Source organism: Varibaculum cambriense DSM 15806 (assembly GCF_000420065.1).
GTDB lineage: Bacteria > Actinomycetota > Actinomycetes > Actinomycetales > Actinomycetaceae > Varibaculum > Varibaculum cambriense.
On the sequence record NZ_ATUF01000004.1, the window covers coordinates 182,280 to 208,029 of the forward strand.

At 54.1% G+C, this 25,750-nt stretch carries 20 protein-coding genes; 6 read left to right on the top strand and 14 right to left on the bottom strand.

The genetic code is table 11. The annotated features are described in order from the left end of the window. Nucleotides 1-402 precede the first annotated feature (402 nt). A complete protein-coding gene (locus F605_RS0107370) occupies nucleotides 403-2,397 on the top strand; it encodes a solute carrier family 23 protein (RefSeq protein ID WP_022865244.1) in 1,995 nt (664 codons plus the stop codon). Nucleotides 2,398-2,412: 15 nt separating this feature from the next. Here F605_RS0107370 and F605_RS0107375 read toward each other — a convergent pair whose 3' ends face one another. The 10 genes from F605_RS0107375 to F605_RS0107420 all read right to left on the bottom strand — a co-directional run bounded on the left by F605_RS0107375 (nucleotide 2,413) and on the right by F605_RS0107420 (nucleotide 12,623). Further along, on the bottom strand, nucleotides 2,413-3,978 hold the full coding sequence (locus F605_RS0107375; protein WP_022865245.1) for an alanine/glycine:cation symporter family protein: 1,566 nt from the start codon (nucleotides 3,976-3,978) through the stop codon (nucleotides 2,413-2,415). A gap of 154 nt (nucleotides 3,979-4,132) precedes the next feature. After that, the gene (locus tag F605_RS10490) at nucleotides 4,133-5,209 is read right to left on the bottom strand and encodes an ABC transporter ATP-binding protein (RefSeq protein ID WP_022865246.1); all 1,077 of its coding nucleotides are present in this window, start codon (nucleotides 5,207-5,209) and stop codon (nucleotides 4,133-4,135) included. Beyond that, nucleotides 5,191-6,687 (bottom strand): ABC transporter permease, encoded by a 1,497-nt coding sequence (locus tag F605_RS0107385; RefSeq protein ID WP_022865247.1) that lies wholly within the window; start codon nucleotides 6,685-6,687, stop codon nucleotides 5,191-5,193. Before F605_RS0107385 ends, F605_RS10490 begins: the two co-directional genes overlap by 19 nt. After that, nucleotides 6,684-7,688, bottom strand: coding sequence for an extracellular solute-binding protein (locus tag F605_RS10495; RefSeq protein ID WP_022865248.1), 1,005 nt, complete (start codon nucleotides 7,686-7,688; stop codon nucleotides 6,684-6,686). The genes F605_RS0107385 and F605_RS10495 overlap by 4 nt, the downstream gene beginning before the upstream one ends. A 99-nt stretch (nucleotides 7,689-7,787) precedes the next feature. After that, entirely contained in the window at nucleotides 7,788-9,170 is a 1,383-nt protein-coding gene (locus F605_RS0107395; protein WP_022865249.1) for an MFS transporter, read from the bottom strand. A gap of 128 nt (nucleotides 9,171-9,298) precedes the next feature. Continuing rightward, nucleotides 9,299-9,994: a response regulator transcription factor gene (locus F605_RS0107400; RefSeq protein ID WP_022865250.1), complete on the bottom strand. Its 696-nt coding sequence runs from the start codon at nucleotides 9,992-9,994 to the stop codon at nucleotides 9,299-9,301. Continuing rightward, entirely contained in the window at nucleotides 9,991-10,767 is a 777-nt protein-coding gene (locus tag F605_RS10500; RefSeq protein WP_022865251.1) for a sensor histidine kinase, read from the bottom strand. The genes F605_RS0107400 and F605_RS10500 overlap by 4 nt, the downstream gene beginning before the upstream one ends. A 2-nt stretch (nucleotides 10,768-10,769) precedes the next feature. After that, nucleotides 10,770-11,321: a MerR family transcriptional regulator gene (locus F605_RS0107410; RefSeq protein WP_022865252.1), complete on the bottom strand. Its 552-nt coding sequence runs from the start codon at nucleotides 11,319-11,321 to the stop codon at nucleotides 10,770-10,772. Between the two features lie 103 nt (nucleotides 11,322-11,424). After that, nucleotides 11,425-12,093, bottom strand: coding sequence for a transcriptional regulator FtsR (ftsR, locus tag F605_RS0107415; protein WP_162138280.1), 669 nt, complete (start codon nucleotides 12,091-12,093; stop codon nucleotides 11,425-11,427). Between the two features lie 101 nt (nucleotides 12,094-12,194). After that, nucleotides 12,195-12,623 carry an FHA domain-containing protein gene (locus tag F605_RS0107420; protein ID WP_022865254.1) on the bottom strand — a complete coding sequence of 143 codons (429 nt, stop codon included), beginning with the start codon at nucleotides 12,621-12,623 and terminating at the stop codon, nucleotides 12,195-12,197. A gap of 158 nt (nucleotides 12,624-12,781) precedes the next feature. Here F605_RS0107420 and purU point away from each other — a divergent pair, with 158 nt between their 5' ends. Next, on the top strand, nucleotides 12,782-13,636 hold the full coding sequence (gene purU, locus F605_RS0107425; protein WP_022865255.1) for a formyltetrahydrofolate deformylase: 855 nt from the start codon (nucleotides 12,782-12,784) through the stop codon (nucleotides 13,634-13,636). A gap of 59 nt (nucleotides 13,637-13,695) precedes the next feature. On the opposite strand, the gene F605_RS0107430 is transcribed toward purU, so the two are convergent. Continuing rightward, nucleotides 13,696-14,556 (bottom strand): Fpg/Nei family DNA glycosylase, encoded by an 861-nt coding sequence (locus tag F605_RS0107430; RefSeq protein ID WP_022865256.1) that lies wholly within the window; start codon nucleotides 14,554-14,556, stop codon nucleotides 13,696-13,698. Nucleotides 14,557-14,618: 62 nt separating this feature from the next. Between F605_RS0107430 and F605_RS0107435 the strand changes: the two genes are divergently transcribed. Beyond that, a complete protein-coding gene (locus F605_RS0107435) occupies nucleotides 14,619-16,598 on the top strand; it encodes a M13 family metallopeptidase (RefSeq protein ID WP_022865257.1) in 1,980 nt (659 codons plus the stop codon). A gap of 49 nt (nucleotides 16,599-16,647) precedes the next feature. Continuing rightward, nucleotides 16,648-19,206: an aminopeptidase N gene (pepN, locus tag F605_RS0107440; protein WP_022865258.1), complete on the top strand. Its 2,559-nt coding sequence runs from the start codon at nucleotides 16,648-16,650 to the stop codon at nucleotides 19,204-19,206. A 77-nt stretch (nucleotides 19,207-19,283) separates the two neighbouring features. Here pepN and F605_RS0107445 read toward each other — a convergent pair whose 3' ends face one another. The 3 genes from F605_RS0107445 to F605_RS0107455 form a co-directional block, all read right to left on the bottom strand. Then, a complete protein-coding gene (locus F605_RS0107445; protein ID WP_022865259.1) occupies nucleotides 19,284-22,355 on the bottom strand; it encodes an error-prone DNA polymerase in 3,072 nt (1,023 codons plus the stop codon). After that, nucleotides 22,352-23,929, bottom strand: a complete 1,578-nt coding sequence (locus tag F605_RS0107450; protein WP_022865260.1) for a Y-family DNA polymerase — start codon at nucleotides 23,927-23,929, stop codon at nucleotides 22,352-22,354. The genes F605_RS0107445 and F605_RS0107450 overlap by 4 nt, the downstream gene beginning before the upstream one ends. A 100-nt stretch (nucleotides 23,930-24,029) precedes the next feature. Beyond that, nucleotides 24,030-24,515 (bottom strand): hypothetical protein, encoded by a 486-nt coding sequence (locus tag F605_RS0107455; protein WP_022865261.1) that lies wholly within the window; start codon nucleotides 24,513-24,515, stop codon nucleotides 24,030-24,032. Between the two features lie 251 nt (nucleotides 24,516-24,766). Here F605_RS0107455 and F605_RS11105 point away from each other — a divergent pair, with 251 nt between their 5' ends. Next, a complete protein-coding gene (locus tag F605_RS11105; protein ID WP_022865262.1) occupies nucleotides 24,767-25,240 on the top strand; it encodes a LytTR family DNA-binding domain-containing protein in 474 nt (157 codons plus the stop codon). 42 nt (nucleotides 25,241-25,282) lie between these two features. Further along, nucleotides 25,283-25,726, top strand: a complete 444-nt coding sequence (locus tag F605_RS0107465) for a DUF3021 domain-containing protein (protein WP_022865263.1) — start codon at nucleotides 25,283-25,285, stop codon at nucleotides 25,724-25,726. Nucleotides 25,727-25,750: the final 24 nt, after the last annotated feature.

Sequence of the window (25,750 nt, forward strand, 5' to 3'; positions counted from 1 at the left end):
ATGTTAACAGTTGGCCTGCATAAAAATCGGACAAAGAGCGTTTTGCTAACAAAAGTGCAAATTGACAGCCGGTAACCCTAATTTTCGAGGGCAGTCACACGCGCAGGCACGCTCACCACAAGAGGAGTTATTTCCAGGAAATCAGGATCGGACCTGCTGATTTCCTGGCGCAGATAATCAGCAGGCGGTATTTGTAAGCGGCTATCAAGTTGAGATATGCGCCCACAAACACTTTCGAACCTCGATCCGATAATGTACATTATGTCAACTAAACGGTTTAGGCGATTCCACTGTTATCTACTCCCACATACCCCCCTCCTGCCGTTTTGAGTTCTAGGTTGGCAAGCGCTTGAATTAGCTGTGGAAGTATTTCCGGTATTAGCACAAAGGAGAATATCCACGATGGCAGCTGATGAGCCGCTAAATCCACCACTGAAAGCTCTAGGTGATTCCCTAGAAGCCGAAATTAAAGATAGAAAAACTAAAAAACATCCGGTTGACCAAGTACCTTCGGCTCCTCGGACGCTATTGCTCTCCGTGCAGCACGTTTTAGCGTTTTACGCAGGCGCGGTGGTTGTTCCCCTGGTAGTTGCGGGCGGACTTAAACTAGATCCCACTACCACGGTGCACCTGATTAACGCTGACTTGTTTACCTGTGGACTTGCTACCTTGATTCAGTCGATTGGTTTTTGGCGTATCGGGGTGCGCCTGCCGATTATTCAAGGCGTCACCACCATGGCGATTTCTCCGATGATTGCGATCGGTCTCGCCGTTAATCAAGAGGGCGGCGTGGGAGTTCTTCCCACCATTTACGGAGCGGTCATTGTAGCCGGGCTATTCACCTTCTTCGCGGCTCCAATTTTTGCCAAATTAATTCGTTTCTTCCCCCCGCTAGTTATCGGGATCGTACTAACCACTATGGGTACCACTTTGCTGGGCGTATCTGCCGCTGACGTGATTGGACGCGTTGATGAACAGGTACCGCCGATGCCGATAACCCTGCGCTCTTTGGCCTATGGCCTGGGAACTTTAGCGCTAATCGTCCTCATCCAACGCTTCTTTAAAGGCTTTATGGGCACCCTGGCCGTGCTAGCGGGCCTAGTGATTGGTACCGGAGTGGCGGTCGCGCTCGGCGACGCCTCCTTTAGCGAGGTAGGCAAATCTTCCTGGGTAGCGGTCACTACCCCGTTCTATTTTGGCTGGCCGCAGTTCTCTTTAACTGCCTGTATCTCTATGATCGTGGTCATGCTGCTGACCATGGTAGAAACTACTGGCGATGTCTTTGCCACCGGTGAAATCGTGGGCAAACGTATCGGAAAGAAAGAGATCACCGCGGCTTTGCGTGCCGATGGCCTCTCCACTACTTTAGGGGGAATTTTGAACTCTTTCCCCTACACCTGTTTCGCGCAAAATATTGGTTTGGTGCGGCTAACTAAAGTTCATTCTCGCTGGGTAGTGGCTTGTGCCGGTGGAATTATGATCATTTTGGGAGTTATTCCCAAGGCGGGCGCGATTGTAGCTTCGATCCCCGCCCCGGTGCTGGGCGGAGCCTCCATGGCTTTGTTTGCCAACCTAACCTTGGTGGGGATTCAAACCCTCTCTCGTGTTGACCTCTCGGATACCCGCAACGGGATTATTCTGACTACCTCGATCGCCCTGGCGATGCTAGTTTCCTTCAAACCGGCAATCGCCGATACCTTCCCCGCTTGGGCACGGATTTTCTTTGCCTCCGGGGTAACTCTCGGCTCGATTACCGCGATTTTGCTCAACCTGTTGTTCTTCCACGTCGGGCCGCGAGCCAAGGGCGAGGACGTAGCGCTAGGTGCTACCGGCAAACGCCGCTCATTGCGGGCAGTTAACAAAATGAGCGAAGAAGAGTTTGTAAACACCTTCTCTCGCTTATTCAATGGGGTAACTTGGCCGCTACAGGCAGCAGCGGAGATGCGTCCCTTCCAGGATGTAGGCGAACTTAAAGAAGCGCTGCAAGACGCGGTGATGGTAGCGGGTAAAGACGCTCAGGATCAGCTGATTGCTGCCTATCCGGATGTAACCGCGATGTTGACCGCCAGCGAAAGCGAAGCCAAAGCAATTTCGCAGGATGTGGGTTCTTTGGCCTTGGGTCAACTCACCGAAGAACAAAAAGCTCAGCTGCACACTTTGGAAAGTTCCTACCATGAAAAGTTCAATTTGCCGCTAGTGGCACTACTGTCGCGGATGGATAGCGTGGACGAAATCATTAAAGACGGCCTGCACCGGCTAGAGAATTCGCCGCGACATGAACGGGTAGTCGCTCTAGGACAGGTGGTAGAAGTTGCCAATGATCGTTTAGAGATCATGATGGCGGATGCCAACCCCATCCGTTCGGCTTGGAGCCGCAAGTTCGAGCAGCTCGACTAAGCGGGCAGAAAATAGTTATTTAACCGTGCCTGCCGGGGAACTAGCAGTATCCCAAGCGGGATCGAACCCACCGGGGGTTGTCCAAACCCGGGTGGGGAGCTCCCCCGGCAGGTATTGGTTATCTTTCGAACAGAAGATCGGCCCTGCCGGATCGTTAGTCTTCATTTGCGCCCGGTAGTCGCGCAGGGCACCCACTGCCCACTTCCCCAAGAATATTAGGGCTACCAAGTTAACCAGCGCCATTAGGGCGGTCGCCCAGTCAGCAATCGACCACACTGATTTCAAAGGCAGAATCGCCCCAATCGCCGTAGACGCTATTACTAGCAATTTCAAGGGTAAAGCGGAGCGGTCTACACCCACAATAAACTTGTAATTGGTTTCTGCGTAGGTGTAGTTCCCCAGGATGGTGGAATAACCGAAACAAACCATCATTACCATCACGAACACAAATACCACCGTTTGCGTGGTGTTATTGGATCCCAAAGAGGTAACGATCGAATCCATGGTTAGCACTGCCCCATCGACATGGTTTTGCTTATCCCAGAAGGGCGCTGACATCAAAATAATAAAGGCGGTAGAGGTGCACACCAGCATGGTGTCAACGAAAACTCCAAGTGCTTGAATCATTCCCTGGGTGGCGGGGTGGCGCACAGTGGCAATAGCAGCCGCGTTCGGAGCCGAGCCCATACCGGCCTCGTTAGTAAACAAGCCGCGTTTAGTACCGGTAGTAATCGCCGCAATGAACGCTCCCCCGGCTCCCGCAACTGCCGGCGGCAGATAGGTGTTTGACTGTCCGAATGCTCCCAGGAAGATTTCCCGGAAAACAAAAGGAATCCGCTCGTAGTTGAGGATAATCACCAAGATCCCCATGCCTACATAAAGCAGCGCCATCGCCGGAGCCAGGTATTCCGAGAATTCAGCAATTTTGCGTACCCCGCCCACTACTAGCGGCAAGGTTAAAAGCACTAGGATCAAGGCAGTTGCCCAAACTGGGAACCCTAAATATTCTGAGTTGGCTAGCTGAGAAATCGAGTTCGCCTGGATCATTTCGAAGCTAAATCCGTAGGCAAAGATTAGTAGCACCGCAAAGACAACCCCCCAGGTACGCGAGCCCAGGCCGCGTTGAATATAAAAGGCGGGACCGCCCCGGAAGGTGCCGTCTCCGTTACGAACTTTAAATAGCTGCGCCAAGGTAGCTTCGACAAAAGCAGTGGCCATACCGACTAGTGCCACTATCCACATCCAAAAAACCGAGCCGGGGCCGCCGGCAACTACCGCCAGTGCTACCCCGGTAATCGAGCCCGTACCTACCCTGTCGGCCAGCCCGATCGCAAACGCTTGGAAGGAAGAAATTCCCCCTTCGGACCCACCGCGAGAACGAGTAATTACTTTCAGCATGTGGGTAAACATGCTCAGCTGCATGCCTTTGGTGCGGATGGTTAACCAGATGCCTACCCCCAGCAGGGTAAGCATCAACAGCCACACCACCGAATTGTTATAGGCAGTATCGAGGAGGCCGGAAATTGTCTCATTCCACTGTTCAAACGCAGTTAGAGATTCTTTAGAGGCCGACATCGGCATAGCTTACTCCTTCATGATGGGGCGGATTAGCGCCTAGCTTTGACTAGGTACGGGGAAGAGACTTCCCGAAACCTGTTTAAATATACTCGCCCTAGCGGGTAGTTAAAAAATTGGTATATTCCTTAAATTTCCCGAAAAAGCCTCGACCTAAGGGTTAAGCCGGCACCGCCCAAAGGTGAGTGGGCAGCGCCTTAACTGCCACTCGATCCCCCACAATGAATGGTTCATCCCCGCTTTGCCGGCGACTGGCAAGTACCCCAAACTCGGTTTCTATCTGCAAAAGGTAGGTATCTCCCTCGAAAAAAGATCCCACTACTTGTCCCACATCCCCTTGGATGGAATCTTTCTTTCGCTCTGGCGGGAGGCTACTAATCTCAACCGAATAGGGCGAGCCAAGCGCCACTATTTTCCGGGTCTGCCCATGGGCGGTGGCTAAGCTATCGGCAGCGGGAACCTCTAGAGACTGCCCAAAAGCGGTGAACTGGGCACTAACTTGCCCAAATCGGTCAGTATTAATCAGCGCGGTAGTGCTAACTTGGGTGGTGGCTCCCAGGTAGAGGGCAGTTTGTAGGTCTGCCGGATGGGATACCAGATCTTGCGGGTAATCGTCCTGAATAATTTTTCCCTCGCGCAGCAAGATAATCCGGTCGGCAATAGCATAGGCTTCCGGCAGGTCATGGGTAACATACAAAGATGCGGCCCCAATCCGCCGGTGGATCCGAAGAATTTCTCCGCGCAGCCGCAGGCGCGAATAGGGGTCGACATGGGCTAGCGGCTCATCAAAAAGCAGCCAGCGAGGTCGCCGCAGCAGCGCTCGCGCTAAAGCTACCATTTGCCGCTGCCCGGTAGATAGTGAACCCGGATATTGGCGCGCAAGCGAACTTAAACCCAGATCAGTTAGGGTTACCTGCAGGTCTTCCGCATTCCCCCCGGCTAAGGCCACATTTTCCTGTACAGTCAGATGGGGAAACAGACCATCCCTATCGGCTACCAGCGCGCTGGCACGGGCGCCGGGAGAAAACTCAGATACGTCCTCGTCCCCACAAAAGATCTTGCCGCTACTGGGCTGTAGTCCCGCAATGGCGCGTAATAAAGTAGTTTTTCCCGCTCCCGAAGGTCCGATAATCACCACCAGTTCCCCGGGGTCAACGCTAAAGGAGACCGGGCCGAGCACCCAGTGGGCAGAACGCCAAACCTGGAGGTCTTGTACGGTTAGCGCGGACGGTTCCATTTTCCCTCCTCCTTCGGTACCAGGATAAATAGCAAAATAGAGACGATTAATACCGCAAGTGCTAGTCCGAAAGCTGGTGCATAGTTCGCTTCATCAACCATGGCAAACATTTGCGGCACCACTACCGGAGTATCGGGAGCTGCCACCCACATCAGCGGTGCCGATAAGGTGGTGGAGATCGCGACTACGGTGGCGAGGGTCAAACTAAAATAGCGTCTAACCGCAGGAAGCAGTATTTTCAGGGCCGCTTCTACCCTACCGACACCTAAAACTTTTACCGCCTCAAATTCGGCGTGACCGCTGGCTCTAAAACGCGCCGCCAAAAAATAGGTAACTGGCATGCCAATTAGGAGGAAGGAACATAGAGATAAAAATCCTCCACTGGAACAAGGCCAGGGCAAGCCCTGTTGACGCGAAAGCATCCAGCCAGCACCAATGGCGGCTCCGGGCAGAGACAAGATCACGATAAACAAGGCTTCCACGCCCAAATTTCGTCTTTTTTCTCCGGCCCCTCTGGTCGCCGCTAGCACCATTAGGCACAGACCGGCAGCAAAGGCAGACAGCAACCAGGTGTTTATAACCGATTCCAACTTATCGAAAGAAAATGTCGCGTGTAACCACAGGTAAAGAAGCAGGCAGGCCGAGGCTACGACATAGAGGGTTACCGCTAAAAGTGGGAGTGGGCGGGAAGGTCCTAAAGAAAAGCCACGTTCCCCTAGGGAGGAAGCGGGGAAAAACCGGCGGTAGGTGGTGAAGTAAAGGCCGATTAGAATCCCGGCTACACATAGACAGAGAGCGGTTAATACCAGGGAGGCTCGTCCTAGAAATGCGGTTTCGAAACTGCCGGTGGATCGCAGCCACAACGAGTGGGCGGCGTTCATAGTTTTTCCGCCCACCAGGTCAGGCACTAGCGGGTCGGAAAGCGCTAAAGAAAAAGTAACCCCTAACGATAAAGGAACCGAGACCAATAGGGGGCGAGCAATTACCAGCCGAAAAACCTGCCAGTCACTTAATCCTAAGATTCGTGCTTGGTCTAGCTGGTCTGGACGAATAGTTTGCAAAGTCGAGCGCGCTGAAAAATAGGCTAAGGGAGCAAGTGAGAAGGCAAAAACCGCGATGACCGGTAGCGGCCCGACCAGGATGCTCGCGGATGAGCCCGCGAAGGAGCGCAGACAACTGGCAACAATAAAGGGGGGAATCGCGATGGGACATAGGCACAGCATGGTTGCTAGTTGCCGAAAAGGATCCGGCAGAAAACGGGTTCCTAAGGCGGCTCCACTCCCCCAGGCAGTAGCCAGAATCGCTGAACCGATAGCCTCTAGTAAGGACAGACGAATGGCGGCAGTAATGGCTTCTTCTCCGGGGCTAGATTTTACGATCGCCGCACGAACTACAAAGGCAAGCGGCCAAATAGCTGCGAGAATACAAAAGCCAATAATGATTGACCAACATAGGGAGCGCAGTAATATTTTTTTCATTTCTGCCACCCTTGCCGGGCGAACCAGGTTAACCAGCGGTCGCGGTCAGCCGCGGATTTTTGCGGACGTGCCGGCAAAATATAGGGATCAGCTTGCTGTAAACGCGAAGCTAGTGACCCGGGGATATCCCGAGTAATCGCCAATTGCGGGGTGGCCGATTTAACGGCTACCTCTTGGCCGGGTTTTTGTGAGAGCCAATCCAGGAACATTTTTGCTTCCCCGCGGTGGCGTGCGTTTTTCAACAGGGCTGCTGAACCAATCTCATAGGAGGTGCCCTCCCGTGGATAGGAAATAGTTACGGTCTTACTGGCCTGGCTCTTGCCAGCGCAATAGGGGGTAAAGGTAATCGCGATGGCGGCTTCGCCTGCCAATACCATTTTTACTGGAGCTGTTCCCGAGTTAGTCAGACGCGGTACATTGTCGTAAATCTGGCGGATGGCGGTACTGGCCTGGTTTGCATAGATTTCATCCAGTACCCGTACTACGGTAAAAGCGGTTCCGGAAGTAAGCGGAGAAGAGGCCGCTACCAAACCGCGATATTGCGGGTTTGCTAACTCCTCCCACGATTTAGGTACCGGTAATCCCCGGGAGGCTAGGGCTTTTTGATCAGAACAAAAACCGAGTAAAGAGCCATATACCCCAAACCAGTAACCTTGGGGATCACGCATAGCGGCGGGAATATCGCTGATTCCTGTCGGCTTATATGCAGCTAGGAGGCCGCGACGCTTAGCTAGCACATAGTTTTCTGCCGGGCCTCCCACCCAGACATCAAACTCTAGGGTTTTGGGACTGGAAGCAATCCGGGTTAGGGCTTGGGCAGTCGGCAAGCGCAGATAGGAAATATTTTTTCCAGTGGCGGCAGCATAGGCATCTCGCCAATTTTTACAGATTGATTCTTCGTTGGAACAGATAAACGCTAGTTGTTCTTTTGCGGCGGGATGGCATCCGCTTAAAACTAGGCTAAAGAGCACAGTTAGTAGTACTAATAAGCGGGACCGCATGTCAGTAACGATAGCAGGCTGGCGGAAACATTTCGGTTTCCGCCAGCCTGCTTTGGGAAATTGGTTTAGATTCTACGCTTAGGCGCGCTTCGAGAATCTTTATGCCATATCGTCCAGTTTCTGTTTATGGGCGCTCATAATCTGCCGTTCATCGCGTCCCACAATCGCGAAAATTAAGATTGTCAACACCGAAAAGACGATAAACACCATAAAGGTGAGGTTCCAACCGAAGTTATGAACCAGAATCCCTACCCCAGTGGAAGCCAAAGTAGCTCCCAACAGGTATCCAAACAGACCGGTAAATCCAGCGGCGGTGCCAGCAACGTTACGAGGTGAAAGGTCAATAGCCTGCAAGCCAATCAGCATTACCGGACCGTAGATAAGTCCCCCAATTAAGGCTACTAGCAGGATTAATACCCACATGGGGGTTCCTACCGGCGCCAACCAGTAGCCCAGGATTGCCAAGGCGGTGCAGATAGTAAAGAAGATCCCTGCCCCCGAGCGGTAGCCTTTAAAGACTTTGTCTGACATCCAGCCACACAGCAGGGTACCGACGATCCCTGCGATTTCATAGGCGAAGATGCCCGCTAGGCCGGAACCAATCTCGGCGTGATGCTTTTCGTGCATGTAGACGGTGATCCAGTTGAGTACCCCGTAACGCAGGGCATAGACGAATACGTTAGCCACTGCCAGCATTACGATCGTGCGGTTGGTGAGGACGTGTTTGAAAATCATCTCCTTGGCGGACATCTTTTCGCCCTCGGCAACTTCTACTTTGGCCGGGTCGTTGCGGTATTCCTCAATGGGGGGAAGCCCTAGAGATTCGGGAGTATCCCGGATCAACAAGAATCCAATAAACGCTACTAGCAAGGCGATTACTGCAGGCAGCCAGAAGGCCGAGCGCCAGTCATTGGCAGTCCAGGCGAGACCGATACCTACCAAGGTGGGTAGCAGGGCGCCTCCGACGTTGTGGGCAGTATTCCAAATAGAGGTGATGGTACCGCGTTCATTGGTGGAGAACCAGTGTACTAATACCCTTCCGCATGGCGGCCATCCCATACCTTGGAACCAACCGTTTAAAAACATGACGGTGGCAAAGATACCTACTGAGGCGGTTACCCAAGGCACGAACGCTACTACTAGGTTGGTACATGCTGATAACGCGAGGCCGATCACCAGGAAATAGCGGGCGTTAGAACGGTCAGAGATCATCGCGGAGAAGAACTTGGAGAGCCCATAGGCAAACAGAACCGCATTCGCGATAATCCCCACTCCGACTTTATCGATGCCGGTCTCATCCATCAGCAAGGGGGCAATGGAGGAGATATTGTTTCTGATCAGATAAAAACCGGCATAGCCGATGAAGATACCCAGGAAAACCTGCATTCGCAGGCGAGGGAACATTTGTTTGATTTTATTTTCCGGTAGTCGTGGCGCCGGTGCCGGCGCCTTAAGCCAGGAAAAACCTTTGGGGGATGCCATATTCACTCCGCTGTGTTCTTGGCGGCCAGAACCGCCTTATGGAAACTTACAGAGTCTAGTTTCCCTGCTTATTGGTAACAACCAGCCGACTTAGCAGTGACACCCAGTAACGATGTTGTTACCCAGGATTAGTTTTCCCGCCCTAGATATTCCAAAATATATCCGCCGCCACGCAGGGTATGAATCATTTCATCACTGCCGGCAGAGCGCAGTTTGGCGCGTAAGCGGTAAATAGTAGTTTTTACCATATCGCGCCCCCCGGAGGTAGAAGTGGTTTCCCAAACTTGGTTTAGTAGTTCCCGAATGGTTACTACTCCCCCGTTTGCCTCGGCTAATACTCGCAGTAACTTAAATTCAGTTTCTGAAAGCTTTAAATCTTTAGCTTGGTAGTAGGCGCGTCCCCGTGCGGTATCGAGCGACAGGGGTCCCATTTCCCGCCGGGGTTCTACCTGTCGCATTTTATGGGTACGCCGCAAAATCGCTTCTACCCGCAAAGATAGTTCCCGAGGGGAAAAGGGTTTAGGTAAATAGTCATCGGCACCCGCCTGCAACCCTTCGATGCGCTGCTGTGGATCCCCCAGGGCAGTAAGCATTAGAATCGGAACTTTTACCGCTGACCTAATACGTTTTGCCAGCTCTACTCCCGATCCATCCGGCAACATTAAATCCAGTATCACCAGCGCTAAATCTGAAGATTTCACCAGCTTCCAGGCCGAGGCTGCACCGGAGGCCTCTAGGACTTCGCAACCGGTTTCCTCCAGGGTGTAACGAACAATTTCGCGCATTTGCGATTCGTCATCGACTACCAGCACCAATGGTTTCACTTTGCTCCTCCCTTGGGCAGACTCACTACAAATGTAGTTCCTCTCTCCTCTAGAGTGTCAACCATTATTTCTCCCCCATGACCGCGAACAATCTGGGAAACTACGCCCAGTCCTAGTCCCGCCCCGGAGTTCGCCGTGGCGGCCTGAGTGGTTTGTCCCCCATAATAGGTAAACAAATCGCGGCGCTGACTCTTAGAGATTCCGGCGCCATTATCGGTGACTTCTAAAATCACTTGCGATCCGTCCGAAAACGAACGCACCACAATTTTTACTCCTTCCCGGCAGTGCCGAGCCGCGTTATTGATTAGGTTCCAAATAACCTGCGAGAGTAATTGCCGATCCCCGTAAACATAAAGTGGGGCGCCGGGATCGGTTAGCAAAATATCTACCGCTAAGATTTCTCGCACCTGTGAGGCTGCCTCCCGCACGAGCGCGCGCAAATCCACATCTTCTTTTTCTAGTCTTAGCCCCGAGCCGCGAATCTTGGCACCGGTTAAAAAGGTTTCCGCTAAGCGAATCGCGTGGGCAGAGTTAGTGGTAACGGTGTGCAACAGGCGGCTTTGTCGCTCATCCAAAGGAGTTGATTCTAAAAGTTCCGCCGCCCCAGAAATCAGCGCCAAAGGGGTACGGATTTCATGGGACAAAATATCGGTGTTGGTAGCCTCGCTGGGCAGGTTCGCTCTGCGCCGAGGCAGATGCCAAATCCATTTATGTAGAGCGTAACCACCTAAGATTCCGGCAGCTAAACCAATTAGGAAAACTAGGATTTCCACCGTTATCCGGCATTTCGCCGCGCCCGGGCAGCCGCAAGCTCATCGGGCACTTTCAGTTCTTGCTTGGCCGACTCTACTGGCAGTTCCGCTAAGGTGCCTTCGATCTCGCGCCATACGCGCCCTACCGCAATCCCAAATACGCCTTGTCCCCCTTGCACCAAGTCGATTACCTCGTCGGTGGAGGTGCATTCGTAAACCGAGGCTCCATCAGACATTAGGGTTATGGAGGAAAGAGACTCTACCCCCCGCTTAGATAGGGCATCGACCGCTATTCGGATCTGTTGCAGGGATACTCCGGTGTCGAGTAGACGCTTGACAATTTTCAGCACCAAAATATCGCGGAAAGAATAGAGGCGATGAGAACCGGAACCTTTGGCCGAGCGAATCGTCGGCTCCACCAGTCCAGTGCGTGCCCAATAGTCCAGTTGCCGGTAGGTTATCCCCGCCGCTTTACAAGCAATAGGGCCGCGATAGCCGGTCTCGGTATCCAGATCCGCTAAGGTATCTCCAAATAACATGCCTTGCGAACGCTGCGGGCGCGGCTGCCTATCCATGGACAACTCCCTGACGATTGGTTTAACTACAGTCTTAACGGTATTTTCTTTGCCCTGGTCGGTCAAGAACCTTTTACGGAAAGTCTCAAGCTTTACTTGAGGTTTAATTCAGCTTTTCCGCAGAAACTCGTACCATCTGCAAAAACATTTGGGCAGCAGCTTCGGAAAGTTCTTGCGTTTCCGACAAGTGGCGCGCCTTCGCCACGCTACTCGCGCGGTAACCTACCGGGGTAGCCGCCCTCTCGACTAGATCCAGCAACCGCAAAGCCGCAGTTTTTAGAAATCGCAGCTGACGTGGAGGGATCCCCTGTTCCACCAGCAGGCTGGCCAGCTTAACGATTTGGTGACTGCGAGGAGGAAACCGCCCCGCCAAATCCGGCGAAACCAGCCCTGCTTGCACAAAAGAGTCTAATTCGGCAGTGGAAACCCCAGTTAAATCCAAAAGCTCCCGGGTCGTAAGCGCCCCATCCGGCGCTGCCGCAGTAACCAATTGTCCTTCGGAAGCAATCAGTCGCGCCGCCTGTTGCGGAGGGGGAACCTCACTGAGAGTATGCCCCGCATCAAGTTGCGCTAGCTGCTCCCGAATAACCCGCAGCGGCAAAAAGGAATCGCGTTGACGAGAAAGACAAAAGCGCACCCGCTCGATATCAGCAGCCGAGTATTTACGGTATCCCGAGGCAGTACGCGCCGGGATAACTATTCCTTGCTCTTCCAAAAAACGCAGCTTGGAGACCGAGATCGTAGGGAATTCTCCCTTTACCCGATCGACCACTTTACCGATCGAAAAAACTGGTTTAGTGGATACCCCCGCCGGCCAGGGCGCCGTTTTTTCCTCTGATTGCCCGTTCCGCCTTGACGCTGCCGCCCGCAACTCTAGGAATCCCTCCGCGAAGCATAGTAAACCATCCGGTATTTACCGATTTGTACACTGTCGCCAGTTTTCAACTGGATGGAATCTACCCGTTCGCGGTTTACATAGGTGCCGTTAAGAGAACCGGCATCCCGAACCACGTAACCGCCCTCTTCACGCACAAAATTAGCGTGTTTACGAGAAACCGTGACGTCATCCAGGAAAATATCGCATTTGGGTTTGCGCCCTACCGTGACTTTTTCCGCATTCAGTAAGAAGCGGGCGCCTACGTTGGGGCCGCGCACTACTACCAGCAAAGCTGACCCCTCTGGAAGCTGCGCAATGGTATTGCGAGCATCTTCCGAGAGCGCACTGCCAGCAACCAGATCATCATCCCTAATAGCACCAATAACTGCGGTAGTTATGGGATCTGCCAAGCCGTTATCGCTCATGGAGTCCTCCTCTTGCTAGTTCCTGACCTACCTATCCTGACAGGCTTTTCAATGTTAGCGCAAAACGTTTTCCGACTCACCAGTTTGTCACATATTGGTAACAAAAATTTCGGAGTCGAAAATATAGGACGTGCGCTGACGCTGGTATAGTTTGCGCCATGACCGAACCCGTATCACATCTTGTTTTGACCTTGTCCTGTCCTGACCGTCCTGGCATTGTCCATGATGTCACTAAAGTGATTGTCGAGGTAGAGGGCAACATTGTCGATTCGCAACAGTTTGATGACCCGGAAACTAAAAGCTTCTTTATGCGGGTAGAGATTCACACCCGGCGCAGCGTCCAGGAAGTTAGGGAGGCTTTTTCTCCCTTGGCGCAACAATATGCGATGCGTTGGAGTGTAAATGAGGTCGGCCAAAAGGTACGTACCATCATCATGGTTTCTAAAGAGGGTCATTGCCTCTCTGACCTGCTATATCGCCGCCGCAATTTGAATCTACCACTAGAAGTGGTGGCGGTCATTGGCAACCATCCAGATTTGGCACCCCTCGCCCAGTTCTATGATGCCCCCTTCCTATGTATCCCGGTGACTAAAGACACCAAAGCCAAGGCCGAAGCAGAGCTGCTTGCCCTCATCGATGCGGAAAATGTGGAATTGGTGGTGCTGGCGCGCTATATGCAAATTTTGTCCGATAAGGTTTGCGAACGTTTACACGGCCAAGTCATCAACATTCACCACTCGTTCCTACCTTCTTTCAAGGGAGCGCGCCCCTACCATCAGGCGCATCAGCGGGGAGTGAAACTAATCGGGGCAACTGCCCATTTCGTAACTCCGGATCTAGACGAAGGTCCGATTATTGCCCAAGAGGTGATTCCGGTCTCTCACCGCGACTCCACTGCCTCTATGGTGCAAAAAGGACAGGACGTGGAACGACGGGTGCTGGCACAGGCCGTCACCTGGTATTCCCAGCGGCGAATCCTGCTAAACGGTAACCGCACCGTGGTTTTCGAATAGGACGCTTCTAAAGGGATCCGCCCGGCGCGTTTTCGCGGGCGCGCCCTCTCAGATACGTCTTACTTTTGACACTTAGGACACCAGTAGCTGCGCCTGCCGGCAACGATCTGCTCGCGAACAATTGCTCCGCAATGCCGACAAGGCTCCCCCGAGCGCTGGTAAACCCAAAAGCGTCCTTGGGAGGGATCATCAGTGGTGCAGATAAGACCTTCTTTGAGGCCGCGCCGCATCTGGGAGCGCAAGTCTTCCCACAGCGCTTGCAGACGTGTTACCGAGACTTTAGCGGCCTGCCGGTTAGGGTTAATCCCGCAGCGGAATAAACATTCGGCGCGGTAAATATTACCGGGACCGGCAATACAGGATTGATCCATTACCACTTCCCCAATCCGGCGGGTAGTTTTGCGGGCGCGATCAATAAATTCCTGGGAGCTGCAAGAATCCACCAGCGGATCCGGCCCCAGGCGAGCCAAAATTTTCTCTACCCCCGCTTTATCGAGCAGTTCGCATTGGTTCGGGCCAGACAGATCGGCTACTGCCCGTGAAAACTCTAGTCGCAGTCGCACGTTTTCCCCGGGAGGAGTCGGCTGGAACTGCCCCGAAAAATGTTTATAGGTATCGCCGGGATGTTCACCCGCCATCCGGGGAGCGCCGATATGCCCAGGCAGAGCTATTCCTTCCCCAGCTTGAAACTTCCAGGAACCATATAGTCCCAGGTGTACATGTAAAGTGGCTGGCTGGGGAACATTAAAATCTAGGAACAGGTGTTTACCCCACGCCCAGGGGCGAGTAATTTTTGCGTTATCGAGGGCGGCCGCGCCCTCAGCAAAACGTCCCTGCGGGGAGGAGGCACGCGCGATGCCGAGTTTTGCTAACTCGGTAAAAGCGATGGCTAAACGGTGAATAGAATGTCCCTCTGGCATAGGGCAATTCTTGCCTAGGGGGCTTCGTTTGCCAAACCGCCGGGAATATCTAGGCTTGAAGTATGAGCGAAAATTCCGGCGGGCAGACCCCGCGTATTCAAGATGACCTTTACCGCCATATCAATGGCGCTTGGTTAGATAGCTATGAAATCCCAGCTGACCGTGCAGTTGATGGGGCTTTCCGCGACCTGGTAGAGGACGCTTTGGCGCACTGCCGCACCCTTTGCGAAAATGCGGCGGCCGGGAAACTGGAACGCCCGCAGGAAAGTGAAACCAGCAGTGAGCGTTGGGATTTTGATGCCAGCCGGATTGGACAGCTCTTTGAGGCTTATCTGGATCAAGAAGCGCTCACCGCGCAGGGAACTGCCCCGATTGCTCCCCTGCTAGAAAAAGTGGACTCCTGCGCAAGCCGGGAGGAGTTAGCCCAGGTACTGGGAGAGTTGGAGCGCGAAGGCATTGATTCCCCAGTAGCTTTCCTGGTCAGTATCGATGCCGAAAATCCCGAACGCTATATCGGACAGTTCTATCAGGCGGGGCTGGGATTGCCTGATGAATCCTATTATCATCAGGATGAACACCAGGAAATTCGGGAAAAATACCGGAAATTTTTGACGCAAATGGCCTTAGAAAGCGGGATTGCTGCCGCGGGAACGGAAGCCGAGTTCGCCCAGCAGATTTTCGATTTTGAAACCGCGTTAGCGGGTCACCATTGGGATGCGGTGCGTAGCCGCGATGCGCAAGCCACCAATAATCCCACTACTTTTGCGGAGTTTAGCCGTAAAAATACCGGGTTTGCCTACGCAGCTTGGGCAGCGGGTCTAGGCGTGAAACTTGCGGCCGGTGCTGACCCGATTAACGTCTATATACCTTCCTATCAAGAGGGTTTTGCCCAGCTATGGGCGCAGACTGATTTAGCGATCTTAAAACGCTACCTGCAGATGAAAGTGGTTTTAGCCTTCGCTCCCTACCTGGCTCCCCAGCTGCAAGAGCTCCGCTTTTCTTTCTACGGCACTACCCTGTCGGGCACTCCCCAGCGCCCCAAGCTATGGAAGCGGGCGGTGGGAACCGTGGAATCGGTTTTGGATGAAGCCCTCGGGCGTGCCTACGTGGCCTACCATTTCCCGCCGGAGCGCCGCGATGAGATGGAGAAACTCGTGGGGTCGCTTTTGGACGCCTATCGGGAGGGAATCGAAAAACTTGCTTGGATGGGGGAAGAAACCCGCACGCGCGCCCTCGAAAAGCTTTCCAAATTTACTTATAAAATCGGGTATCCGCGCCACTGGCGCGACGATAGCGGCCTTCGCTTTAACGAGGGCGACACCCTGGTAGATATGATTCGGGCTTCCAGTGCTTTTGAAACTGACTTCCAGCTGGCGCGGATCTTAAAACCGGTAGATAGAGAAGAATGGCATATGAGCCCGCAAACGGTGAACGCCTATTATTCTCCGCTCACTAACGAAATCGTCTTTCCCGCCGCGATCTTGCAGCCCCCATTTTTTGATCCTAAGGCTTCGTATGCCGCCAACTTTGGGGGCATTGGAGCGGTGATTGGTCACGAAATCGGGCATGGTTTCGATGATCAAGGCTCCCACTATGACGGTGACGGCAAGCTTACCGAATGGTGGACCGAGGCCGACCGGGAAGAGTTCACTAAACGCACCGCGGCGCTAATTGCGCAATACGATAGCTACCGCCCCAGCGAACTGCCGGGCGAGGACGTACACGTCAACGGCGCCCTCACTATCGGGGAAAATATCGGAGACCTGGGCGGACTGGCGATTGCTTTTAAGGCTTGGAAGCAGACGCATCCGGAAGAAAGCGACTTGGCACCCGAGTTCTTTTATTCTTGGGCTCGGGTATGGCGCACCGCGATTCGCCCGGAGGCCGCCCGCCAACGCCTGGTGGTCGATCCCCACTCCCCCGCCGAATTCCGTTGTAACGGGGTAGTACGCAACCTGGATGCTTTCCACGACACTTTCCAGACTACGCCCGCGGATAAACTCTGGATGGAGCCGGAGGCACGAGTGAGAATCTGGGAATAGTAACACTTGAAAAGTAAGCATTAGGATAGGTCTAAAAACAGGAGAGGTTATGCCGGGTACAAATCTGACCAAGATTGAGGCACAAGAACGCAAGAACGTTATCGGGAAAGTCGCTTACACCGTTCAGGTGGAACTATCGGAAAGCGGAGACACTTTTGCCTCCCGCACGGTGATTGATTTTACCGCCCAAGCGGGCGCCAGTACTTTCGTGGATTTAATCGCCCCCGAGGTGCTGTCTATTCAGCTAAATGGGCAAGATTTGGGTACTGATTGTTACCGCGATAACCGGATTGAGCTTAGCAACCTGCAGGCAGAAAACCGGCTGGAAGTGGCGGCTAACTGCGCCTATATGCACACCGGCGAGGGCGCGCATCGCTTTACTGATCCCGCCGATGGCCTCACCTATGTTTACACCCAGTTTGAGGTGCCGGATGCCCGGCGAGTATTTGCTTGTTTTGAGCAACCCGATCTGAAAGCGACCTACCAGTTTTCGGTGACCGTTCCGGAAAGCTGGACGGTGCTGTCAAATATGGATACTCCGCGTCCGCAATCTTTAAAGGTGGAGCGTGCCGGGGACACTAAGCAACATGTTTTCCATTTTGAACGCACTCCGCTAATTTCCACCTACATCACTGCCCTGGTTGCTGGCCCCTATCACCGGGTTAAATCCGTACTTACCAGCATCGATGGCCGCTCTATCCCCTTGGGGGTTTACTGCCGGCAATCGCTAGCTAAATATCTGGACGCAGATTTTGTAATCGAGCAAACCATTGCGGGATTCCGTTTTTATGAATCCCACTACGGTCGCCCCTACCCCTTCACCAAGTATGACCAGATTTTTGTTCCCGAATATAACGCGGGAGCGATGGAAAATGCCGGTTGTATTACTTTCCGTGATGAATATATTTTCCGCACTAAGCCCTCTGGGGCCCAGCTGGAACAACTAACCAACACGATTCTGCACGAGCTGGCTCATATGTGGTTCGGGGATCTGGTCACCATGAAATGGTGGGATGACCTGTGGCTGAATGAATCTTTTGCGGAGTTTATGTCGTATTGGTGCATGGCGGAAGGCACCCGCTTCCAGGATGCCTGGACCGGGTTCACGATGCGCAAAGTGTGGGGAGTCAACTGCGACCAGCTGCCCACTACTCACCCGATTGTGGCGCCTATATCCGACCTGGCAGATGTGGAAGTTAACTTCGACGGCATCACCTATTCCAAGGGCGCTTGCGTGCTGCGGCAACTAGTGGCTTATGTGGGAGAAGGTAACTTCTTAGCGGCTTTGCGTAGCTATTTCGCCAGCCACGAATATTCCAATGCTACTTTGGCCGATTTCCTGGGGGAACTGGAGAACGCCAGCGGACGCAATTTGAAGCAGTGGAGTCAGGTTTGGCTACTAGAGGCGGGGATTACCCAGTTGGAGTCGCAAATCGAACGCGACCCCAGCGGTAAAGTCACCAGCTTTAACATTATCCAGTCTTTGCCGCAGGAAGGCACCAGTTTGCGTCCCCACGCCACTAGCGTAGGCGCCTATGATTTCGATTCCCGCGGGAAACTGGTTTTGGTGCGCCGCGCCGATGTAGATGTTAAAGGTGAGGTCACCGCGGTTCCTGGCTTGGTGGGCACCAACCATGACGTCTATGTGCTGAACTACGAAGATTTAGCGTATGCGAAGATCCGTTTTGATGCTGACTCCTGGGAGGTGCTACGTAATCGCGTGGGCGATTTCGCGGATTCTTTGCCGCGAGCAGTGATTATGTGTGCCGCCTGGGATATGGTGCGCGACGGGGATCTGAGCGCTTCGAAATATCTAGAGATGGCTTTGGGAGCGCTCAAACACGAAACTAATTCTTCGGTGTTGAACGGGATTCTCCGGCATATCCAGGGCGCCTTGCTCTACTATGCTACCGACCCCGCTAGCGCTCATCGCTTGCTGGCTCCGGCACTTTTGGCTTTGGCAGAGGAGGCGGAAGCGGGCTCGGATCGGCAACGCCAATTGGTACGGGCATTCTTGCAGGTTGCAGGAGCTAAAGAAGCCCCGGAAATCGAGCGTTGGTTTGCGGACAGCAAAGTGCTTGCAGGCGTGAGTGTAGATACCGATCTGCGTTGGGATATGATCTTCGCCTTGGCTGCTAACGGCCAGGCCAGCGCAGATATGATCCGCAAAATGGCAGAAAGCGACGATACGATTACCGGCCGGGAGAACGCTTTCTTGGCGCGTGCCGCGCTGCCGGGTCGGGAAAACAAGACGCAGTGGGCACAGCGAGTTCTGGAAGACACTAGCCTCACCAATGGGCAGATTGATGCCTTGACCGCCGGGATTGCGCGTTCCCTGTGGCTGCAACCAGCCGATGCCGCCGATATGATCGAGCCCTATTTTGCGGCGCTGAACGATATTTGGTCCTCCCGCACTATGCATATGGCCGAGTCTCTGGTGGGCGGGCTTTACCCCTTAGCTGTACAAAGTCGGGAAGGCTTTGACCTGGTAGAGCAGACGGAGCGTTGGTTGGCAGAGAACCCGGATGCCGATAAGGCGCTGCGCCGCCTGGTACTAGAAGAACTAGATGGAGCGCGGCGCTCTAAGCGGGCTCGCACCGGTAAATAAGTTTTTCGCATAGGGGCGGCTGGCTAGTTTTGAAAACATCCCGCTAAGAGCGGTCAGCTAAACCTGGTCAGCCGCCGCTAACGAAAATCTCTAGATTTGCTTTCTACCGGCAGATTTAACGACTCGATTTTATCGGCTAGTAGCGCTAGGGCTCCGTCTTTAGCTTGCAGCACTCCCCGCACGATGAGGGCGTTTTGACTGAGGGCGAGGCTGCGGTAACGCTGCCAGCAACCAACTTGGCAGATCACGTTGACTAGCCCGGTTTCGTCCTCCAAAGATAGGAACACTACCCCTTTAGCAGTGTGGGGGCGTTGGCGGTGCGTAACTATCCCCGCGCACCGGATACGTTTGCCGGCTAAAGCTGGGCGTAGCTGCGCTGCCGGGAGGATTCCGCGCCGGGTAAGCTCTGGTCGCAGCAGTTTTGTGGGATATCCCCACAGGCTAATTCCCAGGGCAGAGCTGTCCCACTCTACCTGCTCCCCGGTGCTTAAGGGCGCGAAAGACGGGGTAGTTTCGGTGAGAGCTAATCCCGGTAGTTCCGGCTGGTAGAACTGGTTTTGCGGGGCAGATAGCAGGGGCGCGCGCCAGAGTCCTTCCCGGCGGGTGATCCCCAGGGAAGATAGCGCACCGGAGCCAGCCAGAAGTTCTAGCGCCGCAGTGGGCAAGCGGACGCGGGAAGTAAAGTCCTCCAGGGTTTTAAAGGACCCGGCTGCGCGGGCAGCTAGGATGCTTTCTATCCATACCGGGCGCATCCCGCGGATCTCCGCTAACCCCAGGTTTAGGGAGGTCAGTCCCTCCCCGGGAACGGAATCTTTCTGGGAGGTATTCACGTCTGGACGCATGATCTTTATGCCGTGGCGGCGCGCATCAGAGATTAATGATTGCGGGGAATAAAATCCCATCGGTTGGTTAGCAAGGATCGCAGCGTAGAAAACCGCGGGATAATAGGCTTTTAGCCAGGCGGAGGCATACACCAGGTAGGCGAAGGAAAAAGCGTGGGATTCCGGGAAACCGAATTCGGCGAAACCGGACATTTGTTCCCAGATTTTTTCTTGTACCGGCGGCGGAATCTGGTTCTTTTCCATGCCTTGAAAAAACTCGGTACGCAAGTCGGCTAGGTGTTCTCCCGGGTTTTTGCGTCCCATCGCCCGGCGTAGGTTATCTGATTGGGAACCGTTAAACCCGGCGGCGTCTTTGGCGATTCGCATTAGTTGTTCTTGGAAAAGTGGCACCCCCAAGGTGCGTTCCAGCGCGGGTTTTAGTAGCGGATGCAGGTAGGTAACTTTTTCACGCCCTAGGCGGCGTGCCAGATAAGGGTTTACGGCTTGCCCTTGGATGGGGCCGGGACGAATCAAAGCCACTTCGACTACCAGGTCATAGAAACATTTTGGTTTCAGGCGCGGCAGAGTGGACATTTGAGCACGGGACTCTACCTGGAAAACTCCGACGGTATCGGCTGCTTGTAAAAGCTGGTAGACGCGGGGATCTTCCGGGGGAAGGTTATGCAGGCGCCAGGGCTCGCCGGAGGGTGATTTTTCGCCATGAGCCTGCAGAGTTTCAAAAGCAGTACGCAGCGCACCCATCATCCCCAGGGAGAGTAAATCGATTTTCACTAACCCGGCTTCGGCGCAGCTATCTTTATCCCATTGCACCACGGTTCGCCCCGGCATATTTGCCCAGTTAATCGCAGCCACTTCGGTAAGCGGCTTATCGGATAACACCATGCCTCCACAGTGGATCCCCAGGTGACGCGGAAGTTTTTGTAACTGCCTAGCTATATTTCGCACGTTTTCCGGTAAAGCATTTCGGTCTAGACGCGCCCATTTCGCGGCGGTCTTGGCGTCATAGCCGAGGGCGCGGGAGGCGTCTTTTAGCGCGGCTCGCGGACGATAGCTAATCACATTAGCCACTTGAGCAGCGTTTTCCCGGCCATATTTGTTATAGACATGCTGCAGCACTTTTTCGCGTTGATTAGATTCGATATCTAGGTCGATATCGGGCAGATCTTTACGGTCGGGGGTTAGGAAACGGTCGAATAGCATCTGGTGGCGCACTGCATCTACCGCGGTGATTCCCAGGCAGTAACAGACCGCTGAATTGGCGGCGGAGCCGCGTCCTTGCACATAGATACCGGAGGAAAAACAGTAGTCAACTATTTCTTTCACGATTAGGAAGTACCCGGAGAATCCTTTTTGGAAAATCACTTTCAATTCTTGGCGAATTGTCTCTGCGGCTTTTTCCGGCACCGGATCCCCATAGCGACTGCGCGCCCCCTGCCAGGAAAGCTGCTCTAGGTAGGAATCGGCGCTATAGCCGGGCGGCACCCGGGCTAAAGGCAGATGCGGCTCGGGGGTAGAAAAATCAAAAATCAGATCTTTTCCGATTGCGGCAGCATTTTCGAGGGCGTGGGGAATCTGCTGGTAGATACGGCGCAGTTGTTCTGGAGACCGCAACATGGCGTGGGAGGCGGGGAGGTGGTCTTGGACTTTATCTAGGGGCAGGCGGTGGCGGGTGGCAGTCATTACGTCTGCCAGGCGCTGACTGGCGGGGTCTGCGCAGCGGGCAGCGCTGGTGGCTACTAAGGGTAGCTTGGTTTTGCGCGCCAAGTGATCTAGTTGCGCCGCTAGACGCTCTTCCCCATCGAAACCAGCTATGGCGGCCTCTACCACAACGTTTTCTGCCCCAAACGCCTCTTTTAGTTGCTCGAGGAAGCGCGCAGCTGCCGCGATTCCGGAGCGGTAAAGTACGCGCCGCAACGGTCCGGCGCGGGTGCCGGTTAATACTAGCCACTGCCCGTTTGCCCAGGAGGCCAGTGTGTCTAGGTTTTGCCGGTCTGGCTCCCGCCTACCAGCAGCTAGATGATGGGCGCTGATTGCCCCAGTTAAAGCAGAATAGCCCTGGTCAGATCGGCAGATAACCGGCAGATGGGTTTCGTCCTCTAAAGTAAATTCGCACCCCGGCAGAAAAGCGAGACCGGCTTCCCGGGCGGCGGCGCGCGCCTCCATCAACCCGTAAACTCCGTCATAATCGAGTAACGCTAATCCGGATAGCCCCAGCTTTTTCGCCCCGCGTACCATTTCGCGCGGCGAACACGCCCCCACTGCGAAGGAATATGCCGAATGGGCGTGTAACTCGATATAGCCGCTCATTTTTGCCCCTCCCAGGCATCTAGCCACCAGGAGGATTTGCGGTACACCAGTAGTAAGGTTTCTTGCTCGCCGTAGACTCGCAGGAAAATTCGCGGCCCTAAGTGATTGGGCGCCCCGGAACGCCACCACTGTCCGTTTATCGGCCAGGGGCCTTCGGTTTTCTGTACCTTGATTTTCCGTCCGGCTAACTGCACCCATTTGACCGGGGCGTTTAACTGTCCGTCTCGTCCGGGCAGGATTTTACGGCCGCGACTATCGATAATTCTGGCCGGTTTGGGGTGCATGAACACTATTTCCGGTGCCACCCCGGTAAGCGCCCCCACTCTAGGGCGCGGCGATCGCTTTTGACTGCCCCGTTCTTGCCAAGGTTTCAGTTCAATCACCGAACGCGGATCATATCCGCTGGTTAAATGAGGTACGCGTACCCCGCGTTTACCTAATAAAGAGCTGGCACTGCGGGCTGCCTGATCTAGTTCCTGGGGAGGATCGGCGTTTCGTCCCCAAAGCGGGGTCATTGCCTGGCGGGCATCTACCGCCTGCAAGGGATGCAGCTCTATCTGGGAGACCGCTCCCAGGGCTTCGTTGCCGCTACCTCCAACTGTAACCGTCTCTAACTGGTGTTTTATCCTTTCTACTAGGTCTTTACTGCTGACCTCTACCCCCAGATTCCAGCTGCGACTAAGCACTTTTCCGTTTTCACAGCGACAAATAAACTGCACCTGGGTGCACACCTGCCCGTTTACACGCAGGCGGGCATACATTTCCACCACTAATGCCCGGGCGGGCAGCAATAGTTGGGTAAGGGAGCTGGCGGGCGGGGTGAAGAATTGGTAGAGACCGGGTGAGGCGGGCGCGGTTTTCACCCGGGCAGCGTCCTCTAGGTTTTCCCCGCTCGCTAAGTCGTAACTAAGCGCCCCCAAAATGCCGAAACGCCGGATCAACGCCGGACGTCCCAGGGCGCACATTTGCCCCAAGCTGGTGATTCCCAAGTGAGTTAGACTGTCTGTCATTTTTGTTAGGTACTGGTCGGAGAAATCAAATCCGCTTATTTTTATCCCCGGACGTAAGAAAAATCCCAGGCTACTTAGGGGCTCTGCGCCCAGAAAAGGCATCACCCCAGGGTCGGCAATCAGCAGCTGCTCGCGGGCAGCTAGGCTCGCCGCTAAAGTGCCGCTAGCGACCCCAATATGCACCGCGTATCCTACCTGCGCTAATTCTTCGGTTAGCTTTTCGGCGAGTGTAGATTCTGCGCGGCGCTGACTGCGACTTAAAGCGGCGGTCACCAGCCCCGGGAACCAGCATTTAGGGGTATAGAGATGCTGGGCTGCGGCCTCGATAACCGGATGAAACGCTAGTTCCGCAGCTGCCAGTGAGTAGGGTTTTTCTTTGAGGGAGGGACAGAGGACGCGCGCTTGCTTTAGTCGCATCTGCGGCCTGATTCCGGCGGCGCGCGCGGGAGCAGTAACCGCTTGCACCCGCCCGCCGCTGCACAGCGCGACTGCTTCATCTAGAGGGAGCTTCGCGGCTTGGGCTGGCCACGCGGGGATATAGAGGGCTAGTAATCTATCGTTCATCGCGCCCTCCTCGCCTTAATCGGGGTAGGTAGGAGAACGCGAAACACCAGGCGCAAACTTAATAACTCCGGTAGCGGGGTCGCAGAGCATAGAGCATCCATCAGGCACTCACCTTTATGGCGGTTGCTACCCCAAGGGAACTTGTCGCAGGCAGGGCGTTAGCTGCTAGGGAGATAGCTCCCGCCCAGGCAGGTGCGGACAGAATTACGCAGCCGGAGCGGCGTGCTTTCGCGGTTAAGATCCGTTGTTGCTGCGGGCCGTAATCTACCATCCCGATAGCCAGCACTGCCGCGCAGGGGACGAAAAGTTGGGCGCAGGCCAGGGCGCTGCCGCCGGTATAGGGAATAGTGATTACCCGCCTTAAGTCCAAGCCGATTTGCCAGGCGCGCTGCCAGCCTAGATCGGGAAAATCTAGGAATACTGCCCAGCCGCTCTCCCCCATTTTTTCGGCGGCCATCTCTAGCAGCTGCGCTCCGCCCGCTACCTTTTGATAAGCGCTGGCCAGCGGCTTTGGGGTGCGAGACTGCATCCCCAAAACCTGGCGCGCCTTTTCCAGGCGCTGCAACTGAGCCAACTTATCGAACATACGTTCGATTATAGGGAGCCTCCCCCGATTTGTCACCCCTTTTTCCGGGAGTGCTTTTAGCACGGAAAACCCGCCTTTGAGGGCGTGCGGGAGGCTCGATACCCTCCCGCTTGGCACGGGTTTTATGCCGCTTAGTTCAGATTACTTGTACTACCGACAATGAGGCTTTTAACTGTAAGTACCAGATACGCAAGCACTCGCGTTTTGCGGATTATCGCCGGTAAGTGCGAGAAGAAAGGAGTTGGAACGGAATGAAATTCACGCTCACGATTGATCCCACCGTAACCGAAACTATCGTGACGGTAACGGCGCGGGAGGTCGACGCTGAGGTGCAAGCGATTCAAAGGCTTGCTTCCGGTAGCCTAGATAGTTCCTCCTCCCCCGCAGTCGAGCGCCCGCTTCACCGCCTCATCGGAACAAGTGGGAATGACGCCACAGTGTTGGAAGTGCGCGCGATACTCGCGTTTTTTACTAAAAAGAAGGCGGTGTATGCCCACACCAGTAAGGGTGATTGGCGAATTAAAGCCCGAATGTATGAACTCGAAGAATCTCTACCTGCAGGCGATTTCGTACGTATTTCGCAATCGGAGATTGTCAATATTGCCGCGATCAAGAAACTTGATCTTTCTTTCTCGGGAACGATTAGTGTGCAGCTAAAAGATGGCTCTCGCTATTACGTATCCCGCCGGCAACTTCCAGCTTTCAAATCCAAACTCGGGATTTAACCCCCGCAGAAAACCTCTAACTCATACGAAAGGATAAAACCCATGAAAACTAAAAAAATAGTTGGTCTCACCCTGGTAGGGGCTTGCATTGGGATCATTATCGGCACCAGTATTGAACTTATTTTCTCTTCTCTTTCCTCCTCTAGCTATTACCCTGGAGCTCCAGAATTCTTAAATACTTTTGGTAACGAAAACGTGGCAGTACTAATTGAGCGGCTTATTTATGCAGCCTACGGCATCATTGGTAGCTTCGCGGGGTTGCTTTACCGTAACGAAACCCGACCGCTTATCCTCAATACCGCCATACATTTCGGGATCATACTTATCTGCGGGATTGCTGCTGGCAGCTACCTTAAATGGTGGGGCTCTAGCTTCGATATGATCGGAGTAATCATCACAATAGCGCTTATCTATCTGCTGATTTGGCTGTTTAATTGGCTAATGGCTCGCGCCGAAGTCAAAAAGATGAACCAAAAACTGCAATAAAGTCTCTCTCCAGGATTCCCGTTT

Coding starts and splice junctions, on each gene's coding strand:
- F605_RS0107465 (WP_022865263.1), top strand. CDS start 25,283: ATGAAAACTAAAAAAATAGTTGGTCTCACCCTGGTAGGGGCTTGCATT.
- pepN (WP_022865258.1), top strand. CDS start 16,648: ATGCCGGGTACAAATCTGACCAAGATTGAGGCACAAGAACGCAAGAAC.
- F605_RS0107455 (WP_022865261.1), bottom strand. CDS start 24,515: ATGTTCGATAAGTTGGCTCAGTTGCAGCGCCTGGAAAAGGCGCGCCAG.
- F605_RS10490 (WP_022865246.1), bottom strand. CDS start 5,209: ATGGAACCGTCCGCGCTAACCGTACAAGACCTCCAGGTTTGGCGTTCT.
- F605_RS11105 (WP_022865262.1), top strand. CDS start 24,767: ATGAAATTCACGCTCACGATTGATCCCACCGTAACCGAAACTATCGTG.
- purU (WP_022865255.1), top strand. CDS start 12,782: ATGACCGAACCCGTATCACATCTTGTTTTGACCTTGTCCTGTCCTGAC.
- F605_RS0107385 (WP_022865247.1), bottom strand. CDS start 6,687: ATGAAAAAAATATTACTGCGCTCCCTATGTTGGTCAATCATTATTGGC.
- F605_RS0107410 (WP_022865252.1), bottom strand. CDS start 11,321: ATGGATAGGCAGCCGCGCCCGCAGCGTTCGCAAGGCATGTTATTTGGA.
- F605_RS0107435 (WP_022865257.1), top strand. CDS start 14,619: ATGAGCGAAAATTCCGGCGGGCAGACCCCGCGTATTCAAGATGACCTT.
- F605_RS0107420 (WP_022865254.1), bottom strand. CDS start 12,623: ATGAGCGATAACGGCTTGGCAGATCCCATAACTACCGCAGTTATTGGT.
- F605_RS0107375 (WP_022865245.1), bottom strand. CDS start 3,978: ATGCCGATGTCGGCCTCTAAAGAATCTCTAACTGCGTTTGAACAGTGG.
- F605_RS10495 (WP_022865248.1), bottom strand. CDS start 7,688: ATGCGGTCCCGCTTATTAGTACTACTAACTGTGCTCTTTAGCCTAGTT.
- F605_RS0107445 (WP_022865259.1), bottom strand. CDS start 22,355: ATGAGCGGCTATATCGAGTTACACGCCCATTCGGCATATTCCTTCGCA.
- F605_RS0107430 (WP_022865256.1), bottom strand. CDS start 14,556: ATGCCAGAGGGACATTCTATTCACCGTTTAGCCATCGCTTTTACCGAG.
- F605_RS0107395 (WP_022865249.1), bottom strand. CDS start 9,170: ATGGCATCCCCCAAAGGTTTTTCCTGGCTTAAGGCGCCGGCACCGGCG.
- F605_RS0107370 (WP_022865244.1), top strand. CDS start 403: ATGGCAGCTGATGAGCCGCTAAATCCACCACTGAAAGCTCTAGGTGAT.
- F605_RS0107450 (WP_022865260.1), bottom strand. CDS start 23,929: ATGAACGATAGATTACTAGCCCTCTATATCCCCGCGTGGCCAGCCCAA.